Here is a 13,750-nt window from a genome sequence, read left to right on the forward strand (position 1 = left end):
ATTGCGAGACGGGATGGGGGGTGCGCCCTACGAGACCCCCCACCCCGCTTCGCAAAAGCCGCCTTGCGGCATTTGCTGCGCTACCCTCCCCACAAGGGGGAGGGTGAAGAAGCTCAAAACCGCTCCAGCTTCGCCCGCACCTTCACCAGAAACGCCGCCCTCGTCCTTGGCGTCGAGGCGTCCATCAGGTAGTGCGCCAGGAAAAACGTCCGGCAGCGGCGGGCGCACAGCGCGCGCATACCGCGCAGCAAGGTCTTGCGGCCGGGCTGGCCGACGACGACGCTCCACCAGGTCGGCGCGCCGCAGGTGGTGATGACGCCAACCTTGGTGACATGCGTCATCAGCGACGTGATACGCCCCTTGCCCAGCTTGAAGGCGACATCGGTCGCCCAGACCCGGTCGAGCCAGCCCTTCAGCATGGCCGGCAGCCCGTACCACCAGGTCGGATAGATGAACAGGATCGCCTCAGCCCAGGCGAGATGCTCGAAATGCGGTTTTAGGGCCGGATCCTCCGGCGCCCGCTCATTGTAGGCGCGCCGCTCCTCGCTACCCATCACCGGGTCGAATTTTTCGGCATAGAGGTCGAGCAGCCTCACCTCCCAGCCGCGTGCCTTCAGCACATCGACGGCGGCATCTCTGATGGCGGCGCAAAAGCTTTCGGGCACCGGATGGCAATAGACCACCAGCACGCGCATCAGAATTCATCCATCCCGGCCGCGACCTTGGCCATGAAGGCTGCCCGCGTCTCGTCGGTCGACAGGTTCATCGAATAATGAGCGAGGTAGGACACCGAGGCGCCGGGCCTGATCGTCGCGCGCAGCATCCGCTTGACCAATTTGCGCGGCGGATCGCCCATCAGCATGGCGCGGAACCGGCTGCCGCCATAGGTGGTGACGGCGGTCAGCTTGCGGATGTTGTGGAGCGAAGGCTGCGCCTTGCCGTCGACCAATTTGAACGACACGCCGGGCAGAAACACGCGGTCGAAAAAGCCTTTCAGGATGGCCGGGAAGCCGTAGTTCCAGACGGGATATGACAGCACCAGCGCCTCGGCCTTGAGCAGCCGCTCGACATAGGGCGCGGCCAGGTCCGCAGGGCTGCGTTGGTTATGATAATCCAGCCTCTCCCCGCGCGTCAGCCGGGGGTCGAAATCCTCGGCATAGAGATCGCAATCGTCGACCTCATGGCCGGCGGCCGTCAGCCGCTCGACGATCGTGCGGTGCAGACCTGCATTGAAGCTGGTCTCCACCGGGTGTGCGTAGAGGACGAGGACTTTCATGGGGAAATACTTGCGAGGTGGGCGCGAGGCACCCCCCTCTGCCCTGCCGGGCATCTCCCCCGCAAGGGGGGAGATCGGACTGCCGCATCGCTTTCACTAATTGTCAGCGTGTCAGATTGGCCGCGGCGTTCAGGCTGCCAATCTCCCCCCTTGCGGGGGAGATGTCCGGCAGGCCAGAGGGGGGTGTTCAAGCGCAAACCTCTCACCCCGCCCTCTGCAAACCCTTGAACAAAAAAGTCCGGCCCGAGCGATAGTCGTAATCCGGATTTTCCCAGGCGATCATCTTGCCGGGATTGAGCAGGCCTTGCGGATCGGTCTCGCGCTTGAAGGCGAGCTGGATTTCATCCGTCTGCTTCATGCCGCCCTCTTCCAGCGTGTAGCGGTGCGGGTTGAAGATCGGGCAGCCGTTCTCCTCATGCAGCCGGATGATTTCGTTGAGCCGCGCCTCGGTGGTGAATTTCACCAGCGGCAGGCCAAAACAGGTGATGTTGCCGTCGAGGCGCACGAATTCGAGATGCGAAAAGACCTCGTTCGGAAACATCGCGTCCATCTTCTCCACCAGCGCCAGCTGGTTGGGAAACGGATAGAGCGATTGCAGATAGGTGATCGCGGGATCGACCCGCAGTGCCCTGAGCGTGGTGTGGTTCCACGCCAGTTCGAAGCCCGGCGGCAGGCCCTTTTTCTCTTCGTCCGTGGCCGTCGCCGCATTGAAGATGACTTCGCCGCCGGTACGGCGGGTGAAGGCGAGGAACGCGTCTAGCCCATGCCGGGCAACCATGACGACGCAGATGCTTTGCCCGTCCCGGAAGAACTTCTGGTGGCGCTTGAAATAGAGCTGCGGCACGGGCGCGGCGATCGGCGTGATCAGCTTGGTCAGGATGCCGTCCTGGCGTGCCAGCGCGTTGCCGTAGCGGGCTGCCGGCATGAAAGCGTCGAAGCCGACGATCACGTCGATCCATTCATAGGCTGCAGTCAGCGGCATCTCGACCTCGGTGATGATGCCGTTCGTGCCATAGGCGTGGGTGACCTTGTGCAGGTCCTCGCCGGTGAGTTCGAGCGCCTTCGGCTCCGCCTCCATAGTGACGACGCGCAGGCGCAGCACATTGCCGAAATCACGCAGACCGCCGAAATTGATCGAACCGACGCCGCCCGAGCCGCCGGCGATGAAGCCGCCGATCGAGGCGGTGTTGTAGGTCGACGGCGACAGCCGCAGTTCCTGCCCGGAATGCGCGCGCGTCGCTCTGTCGATGTCGGCGAGGATCGCGCCCGGCCCGGTCACCACGCGGCCCGGCGCTATGGCCTTGATCTCGTTCATCTCGGCAAGGTTCAAAACCACGCCGCCCGATAGCGGCATCGCCTGACCGTAATTGCCGGTGCCGCTGCCGCGCGGCGTCACCGGAACGCCATGACGGTGGCAAGCGGCAAGCACGCGGATCAGTTCGGCCTCGTTCCTGGGCGTCACGATCAGGTCGCCGGTGACGTGGTCGAGCTGCTGCTTCAGCACCGGGCTGTACCAGTAGAAGTCGCGGCTCTTCTGCTGGACGATGGCCGGATTGTCGTCGAGCTTTATCCCGTCGAGATCGCGTTTGAGCGCCGAAACATCCATCATTCCACCATCAGTTCGTCGAGCTCGGCATAGTCGGGCACTTGCCTGTCGATCGCTCGGCCGTTGCGCACGACGATGCGATCCGATTCGGGTCGCGACAGCAATTCCGTCCAGCTCCGCCCTTTGAAGACGATGAAATCGGCGCTGCCACCGGCTGCCAGTGTCCCGACACCGTCGAGCCGCATCACCTTGGCCGGCGTCGCCGCCACCGTCTGCGGCCAGTCGCCGACCGGATGGTCGAAATGCAGGATGCGCGTCGCCATGCGGTAGACCTCCAGCATGTCGAGATCGCCATAGGCATAGAACGGATCGCGGGTGTTGTCGGAGGCGACCGCCACCGCAATGCCCCTCGCCTTCATCTCGTGCAGCAGCGTCACGCCGCGCCAGCGAGGCGTGGTCTGGTCGGCGCGCCGGTCCTGCAGATAGAGATTGCACATCGGCAGCGACACCACGGCAAGCTTGGCCTTGGCGACCTTGTCCAGCGTATCGAGCACGTCGAGGTCCGGCTGGCGCGCCAGCGAGCAGCAATGTCCCACCAGGATGTTGCCCTCAAAACCGTTCCAGAGTGCAGCCTCGGCAATCTTCTTCAGCGAGATCGCCGCGATGTCGTCGGTCTCGTCGGCGTGGAAATCGAGATCGAGCCCGTGCTTGTTCGCCTCGGCGAACACCTTGTCTAGAAGCTCCTCGAGATCCGGCACCATATAGGTGACGACGCCGAGGACGCCCTTGGCCGCAGCCACGCGCTTGGCCAATTTCTCGAACCACTTGCTGTTGCGCACGCCTTCGATGCCGAGCAGGCAGGCCGCCTGCAGCTCGATGCGACCGCGCCATTTCTCCCGCATCGCCTCGAACACCGGCCAGGAGATCTCCTCCTGCGGCGGCACGCTGTCGAGATGCGTGCGCAGCGCCTTGGTGCCGTGCGCGTAGGCCGAGCGCAAAGAGAAATCCATGCGCCGCGCCACGTCCTCGGCGCTCCAGCGCGCCGCACGGTCGGCGCCGGTCGCATTGAGCGCGCCCATGAAACTGCCGTCGGGATTGGGTTTGCGCGGCCAGATATGGCCCTTGTCGATGTGGGTGTGGCAGTCGACGAAGCACGGCAGCACGATGCGGCCGGCGAGATCGACGGCATCGGTCGGCGCCTTTGATTTGTAGTGCGCGGCGATGGCCGAGATCTTGCAATCGGCAACGGCAATGTCGGCCAGCGCGAAACCGTCGGTGTCGTAAGTGGTGGCAAGACCTGATGTCAGCGACCGGTGAAGGCGGACGTTGGTGAGATGGTACGAGCCAGAGGTCGGTATCAAGGACCGCCCCCCTCTGCCCTGCCGGGCATCTCCCCCTCAAGGGGGGAGATTGGCAGCTTTTCCGACAGCACCCGCCTTCCAACGTCGATAATTGGCGAAATCCCGGATGACGTCCAATCTCCCCCCTTGAGGGGGAGATGGCCGGCAGGCCAGAGGGGGGTGTTTCGCGCCAGCATCTCAATCACGTCACCCAACCCCCTACCGCTCATGCTTCAGCGCGCTCTCGTGCCAGCGGCGCAGGATGAGATGCGACACCAGCGACAGCACCAGGAAGATCAATATGCCGGTGAGCGAGATCAGGATCAGCGCCGCGAAAAGCCTTGGCGCGTTGAGCCGGTAGCCGGCCTCGATGATGCGCGAGGCGAGCCCTGAGGATTGTCCCTGCGCGCCGGCGACGAACTCGGCCACCACGGCGCCGATCAGCGACAGGCCGCCGGCGATCTTCAGGCCTCCTAGAAAATACGGCATGGCCGCCGGCAGTCTGAGATAGCGCAATTGCTGCCAGCGCGTCGCGCCGTTGAGCTTGAACATGTCGCGCAGATTGCGGTCGACCGAATTGAGGCCGAGCGTGGTGTTGGACAGGATCGGGAAGAACGCGACGATCCAGGCGCAAAGCAAAAGCTTCACCGTCTGGTTGTCCACATAGATGTTGATGAGCGGGAAGACCGCCACGATCGGCGTTACCTGCAGCACGATGGCGAAGGGAAAGAACGACATCTCCACCCATTTCGATTGCGCAAACAGCACCGCCAGTCCGACGCCGCCGACCACTGCAAGCAGCAGACTGAGAAAGGTTATGCGCAACGTGACCAGCAGCGCGGAGAACAGGAGCCCGGCATCGCTATAGAGCGTCCACAGCACCACGCCGGGGCGCGGCAGAATATATTGCGGGATCGCGTTCCACACGCAGATGCGGTCCCACAGCCAGATCGCCAGGATCATGATCGCCAGCGGCAAGACCCACCGGCCGATCCGCTCCAGCCGCTCCTGGCGTACGCGGCCCGCCTCTTCCGCGTCGAGCGTTGCGGCATTCTGGTCAATGGCCGTCATGGTGCGGTCCGGCTGATGTGTTGATGGCGTTGACCAGGATGTCCGAGGCCTGGCGGCAGAGCGCGGCATAGTCGGGCGAAGTGCGGAAAACCTCGTCTCGCGGATAGGAGGCGTGGATGGCAAGCTCGGCATGGACGCGGCCCGGCCGCGCCGCCATGACGACGACGCGTTTGGACAGGAACACGCTTTCGAAGACGCTGTGAGTGACGAAGACGACGGTGAAACGCTCGTCCTGCCACAGCTCCAGAAGGTCGTTGTTGAGCTTGAAGCGGGTGATCTCGTCGAGGGCGGCGAACGGCTCGTCCATCAACAGAATGCGCGGCTTCGTCACCATCGCGCGTGCGATCGAGACGCGCATCTTCATGCCGCCGGAAAGTTCGCGCGGCACGGCGTTTTCGAAACCGGTCAGGTGCACCCGCTCCAGCATCTCCATCACCACCGGCGCCGCCTTGGCACGCGACACGCCTTTCAGCCTGAGCGGCAGCCAGACATTGTCGAAGACATCGGCCCAAGGCAGCAGCGTCGGTTCCTGGAAGACGAAGCCGATATTGGCGCGGTCGATCGAACCGCCCCAGTCGAGCTGACCGGATGTCGGCGTCGACAGGCCCGCGATCAGCCTCAACGCCGTCGACTTGCCGCAGCCGGACGGCCCGAGCAGGCTGACAAAATCGCCCTCGCGGATGGCGAGATCGACGTCGCTCAATGCAGTCACGCCATTGGAAAACACCTTGCCGACATGGCGCAGCGTCAGCAGCATCGGGCCTTCACCCGATGCCGTCATGGGCGCCTGCGCCATCTTTTCCAGCTTCACGATTACTTCTTCAGCTCGATTCCGACACCTTTGTTGATGAAGGCCAGCGTGTAGGCCTTCTTGATATCGATGCCCTCGGGCGTGACCTTGGCCTTGACCATCTTGTCATAGAAGCTCTTGATCCGGTCTTCGTTCATGGCGCCGATGCCGAGCTTTTCGGTGTCGCCGGAATCGGCCAGGCCGAACTTCTTCATCTGCTCGATCGAGAAGGCAATCTGCTCGTCGCTCATGTCGGGGTTGTCTTTCTTGATCATCTCGTTGGCGGCCTTGTTGTCGCCGTAGAGGTAGTTGTACCAGCCCTTGGCCGAGCCATCGACGAAGCACTGGACCACCTCCGGCCGCTTGTCGATCGTGTCCTGCATCACCTCGATCGTCGTCGAATAGGTGTCCCAGCCATAGTCGGCGAGCAGGAACTGGTTGGGCACGAAGCCGCCTTCCTTCTTGACCGCAAAAGGCTCCGAGGTGACGTAACCCTGCTGGATCGACTTCTTGTTGGCCAGGAATGGAGCGGTGTTGTAGGTGTAGGGCACGCGCTTGGCGGCATCGAAACCGAGTTCGATGACCATCCACTGGAAGAAGGTCTGGACGCCCTCGTCGCCGAGAATGTACTGGTCGGCGTTCTTCAAGTCCTCCCACTTGTCCAGCCCCTGCCCCGGGTGGGACATGATGACTTGAGGGTCCTTCTGGAAATCGGCGGCGACGACGCGCATCGGGATGCCCTGCTGGACGGCGTCGAAGGCCGACAGCAGATTGCCGCCCATGTAGAAATCGAGCTTGCCGGCCAGCAGCAGCGGCCGCCCGCTGACCTGCGGACCTCCCTGCGAAATCGTCACGTCGAGGCCACATGCAGCGTAGGTGCCGTCGGCGACGGCCTGGTAGTAGCCGCCATGCTCGGGCTCGGCCAGCCAGTTGGTGCCGAAGGTGACCTTCTCGTTTGCTGCCGCGCCGAACGTGCCGGCTCCAAGCAGCGCGACCGCAAGCGCTGAAATCTTCTGTTTTCCGTACATCGACACCACCCTTTGTTGGCTCCGGAGCGTCACGCGCCGGGCTCGACACCATTGATCCAAGAAGCAAGACACATGCCACCGCCCGGGCCGCCTGCTTGCGCGGCAGTCACTGCCAACACCGGACGGGTCATGCTGTGCGGGAGGCATCGTGCCTATTTTTTGGACGCCTGTCCACAATCGCCCTTGTGCCATGCACCACATCTTGAACGTACTATCGGTCACGTCTTAGGCTGGTCTCGCAGACAGGAGATTGCCATGTTCAGATACCTCGCGCCGAAGTCGATCAAGCCGCCTTTCGCCCGCTATAGCCACGGCGTCGAGGTGCCGCCAGGCAAGCGGCTGGTTCTGTGCTCCGGTCAGGTCGCCATCACGGCGGACGACCAGATCCCCGAGGATGCCGGCGCGCAGGCCGAGCTCTGCTTTCAAAACATAGCGGCGATTCTGGCTGAAGCCGGGCTGGGGCTAGGCGACATCGTGCGCATAAGCGCCTACGTCACCGACCGCGCCTTTCTGCGGCCCTATATGGACGTCCGCGACCGCTTGTTTGCCAGCCCCGCGCCCGCCTCGACGCTGATGATCGTGTCAGGCTTTGCGCGGCCGGAGTTCAAGGTCGAGGTCGAGGCGATTGCGGCTGGGTGATCGACAGGCGACGTTTGGCGCGCTAGGTCTCCCTCACAGTCAAGAGGCATGACATGACCGTTGCAAACAGACGCGTTTGGTGGGGCGACTACCGGACCACCGAATACGCCGCGATCGATCCGGAGGCGACGATTGCCGTGCTGCCGGTGGCGGCGATCGAGCAGCACGGCCCGCATCTGCCTGTATCAACCGATACCTCGATCATGAACGGCATGCTGGAGACGGTCATCGCCCGCCTGCCCGGCGATCTCGACATCCGCATCCTGCCGGTCCAAACGGTCGGCAAGTCGAACGAGCATCTGCAGGCGCCGGGCACGCTCACCCTGCCGGCGGCCACCCTGGTCGATGCCTGGACCGAGCTTGGCCTGTCCGTTGCCCGCGCAGGCGTAAGGAAACTGATCGTCGTCAACTCGCATGGCGGCAATGAAGAGATCATGGGCATCGTCACGCGCGAGCTGCGCGTGCGTGAGAGGATGCTGGCGGTGAAGACCAGCTGGCAGCGCTTCGGCCGCCCCGCCGGCATGTACACCGAGCTGGAAGACCGCCATGGCATCCATGGCGGCGACGTCGAGACCTCGTTGATGCTGCATTTTCGCCCGGAGTTAGTCGACATGGCCAAGGCCGACAATTTCGCCTCCAAGGTCGCCCGCGCCGAAACCGAATTTGCGCTGCTGCGCCACACCGGAACGCACGCTTTCGCCTGGATCGCTGGGGATCTCAACCCCAACGGCGTGGTCGGCGATGCCAGCATTGCCACGGCCGAGAAAGGCCGACTGACGGCGGAGCATCAGGCCGACGGCTTCATCACCCTGTTGAAGGATGTGCGCAAGGCGAAGCTTGCGGACTGGCTGGCATAGCGGCCGCCTTAGCCGTCGATCTTCAACACGAAAGGCGTACCCTCAAAAGCATCGGCGCCGCGTCCGATCGCCTCGATCGCTTCGATCATGCGGCCTTGTCGTGAGAGCAGAGCATCCGCGACGGCGATCAACCGTGGATTGGGTGTCGCCGAGGGCGAAAGCTTCCGCAATGTCTGCGCAAGTTCGACTTCGTCGCGCTTCGGGGCGAGCGCCGCCGCAATGATATAGGCCGAGGCGGTCGAGCGGCTGATGCCGGCATAGCAATGGACGACCATGGGTTTGGCGCGGTCCCATTTCCGGGCGAAATCGAGCAGATTGCGCACATGGTCTTCGCCGGGCATGGTCATGCCGTCCTGCGCCACCGCGATGTCGTGCATGACCAGATGCAGGTGGTTTTCCCTCGCGATTGAGGCCGGCCGCGTCACCTCGGTGCCGGCAGCGAGCAGCGACAGCACGCGCTCGGCGCCGCTTTTGGCCACCGTCTCCTCAAGCTTTGCCAGCGAACAGATATGGATCATGGCGCGATCTCCTTCGACCCATCGTCGCGCCGTGCGTGCCAGTCGGCAAGCGCCGATTCGAGCCGCTGCCATTCCTCCTGACTTCCAGGCAGCCCCGCGCGGAGCACCTGGGGACGCTCGGAAAAATGCCTGAGCAATATGCCGCGCTCACCGAGCGTCGAAAACAGCCCCGGTGCATCGGCAAGCCGGAGATAGCGAAACAGCGTCGTGCCGCCGGCGACAGCAACGCCAAAGCGCGAAAGCAGCGCATCGAGCCGCGCCGCATCCTGCGCCAGCCGCCGCCGCATGCCGGCCTGCCAGCCGCTGTCGGCAAGCGCGCGGATGCCGTATTCGAGCGCTGGGCCGGCGACCGCCCAAGGGCCGAATTGCGTTTCAAGCCTTTCGACCGTCGCTGCATCGGAAAGTGCGAAGCCGAGCCGCAGGCCGGCGAGACCGAAGAACTTGCCAAACGAGCGCAGCACGACGATGCCGCCCCGCCCGACATCGCCGGCCAGGCTTTCCGCGTGCGGGCCGACATCCATGAAGGCTTCGTCGACGACCAGCAGACCGCCTATGGCGCGCAATGTCTCGGCAAGCCGAAGCAGCCTTTCCCGCGACACGACTCGCCCGTCGGGATTGTTGGGATTGACGACGATGGCAATTTCGGCTCCGGCAAGCGCCTCGAAATCGTCGACCTCCGCCACCGCATGGCCGGCAATCGCGGCGGCCCTGGCATGCTCGGCATAGGTCGGCCCGAGCACCAGCGCCTTGCCGGGGCTGACCAGCGAGGCGACGCGCGGCAGCAGGATCTGCGTGCCCGGGGCGACCGTCACATTCTCGGCCGAAGGCGCGCCATAGGCGCCGGCCGCGACCCTGGCCAGTTCACGCAGGCGCGCGGCCTCCGGCAATCGTGACAGGGCGGTGGCGGGCAGCTCGAAAAGCGGGTAGGAGTGCGGATTGATACCTGTCGAGAGATCGACGAAAGGTTGTGGCGCGTGAGGGAAGAGCGCCCTCGCCCGGCCAAGGGATCCACCGTGATCCACCACAGTAATCGCTCCATCAGAAAGCTTCATGTCGATCCTGATCGCTTTCCTGTCGCTGGCCATCGAACGCATCCTGGGTTACCCGGACTGGCTGTTCCGTGCCGTCGGCCATCCCGTCACCTGGTTCGGCAGGCTGATAGCCTTTCTCGACCTCAGGCTCAACCGCGACACTGATTCCGACGCGCTGCGTCGCCGCCGCAGCGTGCAGGCGCTGCTGGTGATCGTGCTGGTGCCGGCGGCAATCGCCTTCATCGTGCAAATCCTGCTCTGGCAGCTCTTTCCTGCCGGCATGATCATCACGGCAATCCTGGCCTCGTCGCTGCTGTCGCAAAAGAGCCTTACCGAACATGTCGAGGCGGTGGCCGATTCGCTGGATACCGGCGGGCTGGCGCTCGGCCGCATTGCGGTTGCGCGCATCGTCGGCCGCGATCCAGAGAAGCTCGACCATGCCGGCGTCAGCCGCGCCGCCATCGAAAGCCTGGCCGAGAATTTCTCCGACGGCATCGTTGCGCCCGCCTTCTGGACAGGTGTCTGCGGTCTGGCCGGCGGTGTCGCCTACAAGGCCGCCAACACCGCCGATTCGATGATCGGCCACCGCACCCCGCACCACGAGGCCTTCGGCGGCGCGGCGGCACTCTTCGACGACTGGATCAACCTGCCGGCGTCCCGGCTGACCGCGTTGCTGATCGTTGCCGCCGCCTTTCTCGTTGACGGCGCCGATCCCCGCAACGCCTGGCAAGCAGTGCGGCGCGACGCCAAAAAGCACCGCTCACCCAATGCCGGCTGGCCGGAAGCAGCAATGGCCGGCGCACTCGGCCTGGCGCTCGCCGGCCCGCGCAGCTATGGCGGCGTTGTCGTCAACGATGCCTTCATGGGCGAAGGCGGCCGCCGCGAGGCGGAAAGTCTGGACATCAGGCGGGCGCTGAAACTTTATCAGGTCGCCGACTATCTGCTGATTGGGCTGTTCGGGTTGCTGTCGGCGGTGCTTATCGCGGTAACGTTCTGAGAGCTTACCGTCGCCCTTCCTTTACCCTCCCTTGGGGGGAGGGTCGGCGCGCAGCGCCGGGGGGGGGGGCGGCGCCCAACCAGGACCGGCCCCCCCCCCCCCCCGGCGGGGGGGCCCCCCCCCCCCCCCCCCCCGCCCCCCGCGGCGCCCCCCCCCCCCCCCCCCCCCCCCCCCCCCCCCCACTGCGACCTACGAGGACCCCCACCCCGATCCGCTTCGCGGATCGACCCTCCCCACAAGGGGGAGGGTAAAAGGTGAGGATAGCCCCTCAGAACTCGATCCCCTGCTGCGCCTTCACGCCGGCCGAAAAATGATGCTTGGTCACGCCCATCTCCGTCACCAGATCCGCCGCCTCGACCAGCGCCGGCTTGGCGTTGCGGCCGGTGACGACGACATGCAGCCCTTCGCGCCGCGCTTTCAGCGCCGCCACCACTCTGTCGAGATCGAGATAGTCGTAACGCAGCGCGATGTTCAGTTCGTCCAGCACGACGAGGCTGATCGAGGGATCGGCGATCAACTCCAGCGCCTTGGCCCAGGCGGCTTCGGCCGCCTTAATGTCGCGCTTCAGATCCTGCGTCTCCCAGGTGAAACCCTCGCCCATCGTGTGCCAGACGACGCGGTCGCCGAACGCCGCGAAGGCATCCTTCTCGCCGGTGTGCCATTTGCCCTTGATGAACTGGACGATTCCGACGCGCTTGCCATAGCCGAGCATGCGCAGCGCCAGCCCGAAGGCAGCCGTGGTCTTGCCCTTGCCGGGTCCGGTGTTGACGATCAGCAGCCCCTTCTCGACCGTCTTTTCCGCGACCTCGGCGTCCTGCACCGCCTTGCGCTTGGCCATCTTGGCGCGATGGCGCTCTTCGTCTTTTGTGTCGATATCGGTCATCTCATTTCACCTTGAGCGGCAGCCCCGCCACCATCAGAAGCACCATATCAGCTACGACCGCGATCTGCTGGTTGAGCCGGCCGGCGGCATCGCGGAACCGGCGTGCCAGCGCATTGTCGGGCACGATGCCTTGTCCGACTTCGTTGGAGACCACGAACCACGGTCCGCGCGGCCGCGAAAGCACATCGGCCAGCCGCCGGCACTCCCCCTCCAGATCATGATCGGCCAGCATATGATTGGTCAGCCACAGCGTCAGGCAGTCGACAAGCACCGGCTGGTTGTCCGGCAATGCCTCGAGCGCACCGGCAAGATCAAGCGGGGCGTCGATGGTCGCCCACCCCTCGCCACGGCGCGAGCGGTGCTGCGCGATGCGCTCGCGCATTTCGCCGTCATAGGCTAGCGCGGTGGCGATATAAGCCCATGGCGGCGGCAACGCCGTCGCCAAAGTTTCGGCATGCGCGCTCTTGCCGGAGCGCGCCCCGCCGATGATGAAGGTCAAACTGCGATCAGGCAAAGCTGTCGCGCAGGCTGGTCGCGGTGCCGGCGAAGCGCGCGCGCACTATGCCGACAACTGCGCCGAGCACCAGCCAGAACACCAGATTGGTCAGCGTCACCGCCACCACGAACTGATGATGCAGGCCCTCCGGGATCGGCGTTACGAAACTGTCAGGCTGCGGCGCGCCGACAATATGCGGGGCGACGATCAGGACGACGGCGAGCACGGTCAGGGGCGCCGACGTGCGGAAGGTGATAAGGGCAAGACCGATCGCCGTTGTCATCACCGTTGCCCACCACCAGATCTGGCGCTGCATGAGATCGGCCGCCGGCATTGCCGGCAGTTCCGGCGGCAGGCCGAGGCCCGGCGCCAGCGTGAACACGGCAAAGCCGGCCAAGCCCCAGAACACGCCCTGGCGCCAGCTGCCGATGCCGCCGGCGAACTCGGAAACCGCCACCAGGACCAGCGCGAAGCCGATGCCGGTGACGATATTGGCGACGACACTGAAGGCGAAACGCTCGAAGCCGTCGGCCGGCGCCCAGCCTTCGTCCTCCGCCGGCGCGGCTGCTTCAGCCGGGGCTGCGCTGCTCACCGCATTTTCCGCCGGCGCGGCGGTGCTCATGGCATCGGTGTCCGCAGCGTTGGCGGCGGGCGCCGCGGCATGCTGATGCTCATGGCCGCCACCAGCCTTTTCGTAGACCTCCGCCTTGAGGATCAGCGGCACGGTGGCGTAGGCCTGCATGCAGGCGAGAGCGACACCCGCCACGAGCCCTGCGATCGCCGCGATGAACACGACGTTGCGAAACAGGTTCATGATGTCAGATCCTCGTCAGTGGCAGGGAAACGCCATCGAATGGCGATAGTCGTGCGCCGCATTGTGGACCGCATCGATATGCGAGAAACCGACAACGCCGACGACGAAAATGCCCAGAAACGCGCTAAGCACGAGCTGCATGAAGCGCGACTGCGAGGAGACGGATGCGCCGAGGGAGACGGAAGCGGTATTCATATCTTGTCCTTTCGCCCTCCACCCGAGGGCATCGAAGTCAGTTCCCTGTCGCCGGCAGGTCTCCTGGCTCGCGGATCAGCGCCCTTCCCCACCTTCCCGAGGAAAAATCCTCAGTGGCTTGGAGAGGACTACCGCACACAGTTGCGGGGGCAGCCACGGCATTGGGCAACAAGTCAGCCCTCACCGCATTCCCTCTTGGTCCCTAACGGAACCGACGACATGCATGACTATAGGCTGAAACGGCCGCATCCGGCAAACCAAATTCCGCC

General features: G+C 64.6%; 16 protein-coding genes and 1 riboswitch. Of the genes, 3 read left to right on the forward strand and 13 right to left on the reverse strand.

Annotated elements, in window-relative coordinates; translation table 11 throughout:
* Positions 1 to 113 precede the first annotated feature (113 nt).
* The 7 genes from NKJ76_RS13945 to NKJ76_RS13975 form a co-directional block, all read right to left on the reverse strand.
* Positions 114 to 695, reverse strand: a complete 582-nt coding sequence (locus NKJ76_RS13945) for an NAD(P)H-dependent oxidoreductase (protein ID WP_023670768.1) — start codon at positions 693 to 695, stop codon at positions 114 to 116.
* Complete coding sequence (locus NKJ76_RS13950; protein ID WP_023670769.1) at positions 695 to 1,276, reverse strand: NAD(P)H-dependent oxidoreductase; 582 nt, start codon at positions 1,274 to 1,276, stop codon at positions 695 to 697. The genes NKJ76_RS13945 and NKJ76_RS13950 overlap by 1 nt, the downstream gene beginning before the upstream one ends.
* A 202-nt stretch (positions 1,277 to 1,478) precedes the next feature.
* Positions 1,479 to 2,882 (reverse strand): FAD-binding oxidoreductase, encoded by a 1,404-nt coding sequence (locus tag NKJ76_RS13955; protein WP_352537768.1) that lies wholly within the window; start codon positions 2,880 to 2,882, stop codon positions 1,479 to 1,481.
* Complete coding sequence (locus tag NKJ76_RS13960; protein WP_352537684.1) at positions 2,882 to 4,183, reverse strand: cytosine deaminase; 1,302 nt, start codon at positions 4,181 to 4,183, stop codon at positions 2,882 to 2,884. Before NKJ76_RS13960 ends, NKJ76_RS13955 begins: the two co-directional genes overlap by 1 nt.
* A gap of 198 nt (positions 4,184 to 4,381) precedes the next feature.
* A complete protein-coding gene (locus tag NKJ76_RS13965) occupies positions 4,382 to 5,233 on the reverse strand; it encodes an ABC transporter permease (protein WP_023690276.1) in 852 nt (283 codons plus the stop codon).
* Positions 5,220 to 6,044, reverse strand: coding sequence for an ABC transporter ATP-binding protein (locus NKJ76_RS13970; RefSeq protein ID WP_352537685.1), 825 nt, complete (start codon positions 6,042 to 6,044; stop codon positions 5,220 to 5,222). Before NKJ76_RS13970 ends, NKJ76_RS13965 begins: the two co-directional genes overlap by 14 nt.
* Before the next feature lie 2 nt (positions 6,045 to 6,046).
* Complete coding sequence (locus NKJ76_RS13975; RefSeq protein WP_023670774.1) at positions 6,047 to 7,051, reverse strand: ABC transporter substrate-binding protein; 1,005 nt, start codon at positions 7,049 to 7,051, stop codon at positions 6,047 to 6,049.
* Positions 7,052 to 7,306: 255 nt separating this feature from the next.
* Here NKJ76_RS13975 and NKJ76_RS13980 point away from each other — a divergent pair, with 255 nt between their 5' ends.
* Positions 7,307 to 7,690: a RidA family protein gene (locus NKJ76_RS13980; RefSeq protein WP_352537686.1), complete on the forward strand. Its 384-nt coding sequence runs from the start codon at positions 7,307 to 7,309 to the stop codon at positions 7,688 to 7,690.
* Between the two features lie 53 nt (positions 7,691 to 7,743).
* The gene (locus NKJ76_RS13985) at positions 7,744 to 8,547 is read left to right on the forward strand and encodes a creatininase family protein (protein ID WP_023670776.1); all 804 of its coding nucleotides are present in this window, start codon (positions 7,744 to 7,746) and stop codon (positions 8,545 to 8,547) included.
* An 8-nt stretch (positions 8,548 to 8,555) separates the two neighbouring features.
* Here the strand turns inward: NKJ76_RS13985 and NKJ76_RS13990 are convergent, their stop codons facing one another.
* Positions 8,556 to 9,065, reverse strand: a complete 510-nt coding sequence (locus NKJ76_RS13990; RefSeq protein WP_023706115.1) for a tyrosine phosphatase family protein — start codon at positions 9,063 to 9,065, stop codon at positions 8,556 to 8,558.
* Positions 9,062 to 10,117, reverse strand: coding sequence for a threonine-phosphate decarboxylase CobD (gene cobD / locus NKJ76_RS13995; protein ID WP_023735901.1), 1,056 nt, complete (start codon positions 10,115 to 10,117; stop codon positions 9,062 to 9,064). The genes NKJ76_RS13990 and cobD overlap by 4 nt, the downstream gene beginning before the upstream one ends.
* On the opposite strand from cobD, the gene cbiB reads away from it, so the two are divergent.
* A complete protein-coding gene (gene cbiB, locus NKJ76_RS14000; RefSeq protein WP_023739123.1) occupies positions 10,116 to 11,093 on the forward strand; it encodes an adenosylcobinamide-phosphate synthase CbiB in 978 nt (325 codons plus the stop codon). The genes cobD and cbiB overlap by 2 nt on opposite strands.
* A gap of 268 nt (positions 11,094 to 11,361) precedes the next feature.
* Here the strand turns inward: cbiB and cobO are convergent, their stop codons facing one another.
* From cobO to NKJ76_RS14020, 4 genes are read right to left on the reverse strand one after another with little or no spacing between them, the layout of a single operon-like run.
* Positions 11,362 to 11,976 carry a cob(I)yrinic acid a,c-diamide adenosyltransferase gene (gene cobO / locus NKJ76_RS14005; RefSeq protein WP_023739124.1) on the reverse strand — a complete coding sequence of 205 codons (615 nt, stop codon included), beginning with the start codon at positions 11,974 to 11,976 and terminating at the stop codon, positions 11,362 to 11,364.
* 1 nt (position 11,977) lies between these two features.
* On the reverse strand, positions 11,978 to 12,490 hold the full coding sequence (gene cobU, locus NKJ76_RS14010; RefSeq protein WP_023739125.1) for a bifunctional adenosylcobinamide kinase/adenosylcobinamide-phosphate guanylyltransferase: 513 nt from the start codon (positions 12,488 to 12,490) through the stop codon (positions 11,978 to 11,980).
* The gene (locus NKJ76_RS14015) at positions 12,483 to 13,286 is read right to left on the reverse strand and encodes a CbtA family protein (protein WP_023739126.1); all 804 of its coding nucleotides are present in this window, start codon (positions 13,284 to 13,286) and stop codon (positions 12,483 to 12,485) included. Before NKJ76_RS14015 ends, cobU begins: the two co-directional genes overlap by 8 nt.
* A 15-nt stretch (positions 13,287 to 13,301) precedes the next feature.
* Positions 13,302 to 13,481: a CbtB domain-containing protein gene (locus NKJ76_RS14020; RefSeq protein WP_023670784.1), complete on the reverse strand. Its 180-nt coding sequence runs from the start codon at positions 13,479 to 13,481 to the stop codon at positions 13,302 to 13,304.
* Positions 13,482 to 13,517: 36 nt separating this feature from the next.
* Positions 13,518 to 13,712, reverse strand: a riboswitch (cobalamin riboswitch).
* Positions 13,713 to 13,750 lie beyond the last annotated feature (38 nt).

It is taken from the genome of Mesorhizobium sp. M0029 (assembly GCF_040323735.1).
GTDB lineage: Bacteria > Pseudomonadota > Alphaproteobacteria > Rhizobiales > Rhizobiaceae > Mesorhizobium.

Coding starts and splice junctions, on each gene's coding strand:
- cobD (WP_023735901.1), bottom strand. CDS start 10,117: ATGAAGCTTTCTGATGGAGCGATTACTGTGGTGGATCACGGTGGATCC.
- NKJ76_RS13990 (WP_023706115.1), bottom strand. CDS start 9,065: ATGATCCATATCTGTTCGCTGGCAAAGCTTGAGGAGACGGTGGCCAAA.
- NKJ76_RS14015 (WP_023739126.1), bottom strand. CDS start 13,286: ATGAACCTGTTTCGCAACGTCGTGTTCATCGCGGCGATCGCAGGGCTC.
- NKJ76_RS13975 (WP_023670774.1), bottom strand. CDS start 7,051: ATGTACGGAAAACAGAAGATTTCAGCGCTTGCGGTCGCGCTGCTTGGA.
- cobO (WP_023739124.1), bottom strand. CDS start 11,976: ATGACCGATATCGACACAAAAGACGAAGAGCGCCATCGCGCCAAGATG.
- NKJ76_RS13945 (WP_023670768.1), bottom strand. CDS start 695: ATGCGCGTGCTGGTGGTCTATTGCCATCCGGTGCCCGAAAGCTTTTGC.
- NKJ76_RS13955 (WP_352537768.1), bottom strand. CDS start 2,882: ATGGATGTTTCGGCGCTCAAACGCGATCTCGACGGGATAAAGCTCGAC.
- NKJ76_RS14020 (WP_023670784.1), bottom strand. CDS start 13,481: ATGAATACCGCTTCCGTCTCCCTCGGCGCATCCGTCTCCTCGCAGTCG.
- NKJ76_RS13950 (WP_023670769.1), bottom strand. CDS start 1,276: ATGAAAGTCCTCGTCCTCTACGCACACCCGGTGGAGACCAGCTTCAAT.
- NKJ76_RS13985 (WP_023670776.1), top strand. CDS start 7,744: ATGACCGTTGCAAACAGACGCGTTTGGTGGGGCGACTACCGGACCACC.
- NKJ76_RS13965 (WP_023690276.1), bottom strand. CDS start 5,233: ATGACGGCCATTGACCAGAATGCCGCAACGCTCGACGCGGAAGAGGCG.
- NKJ76_RS13980 (WP_352537686.1), top strand. CDS start 7,307: ATGTTCAGATACCTCGCGCCGAAGTCGATCAAGCCGCCTTTCGCCCGC.
- cbiB (WP_023739123.1), top strand. CDS start 10,116: ATGTCGATCCTGATCGCTTTCCTGTCGCTGGCCATCGAACGCATCCTG.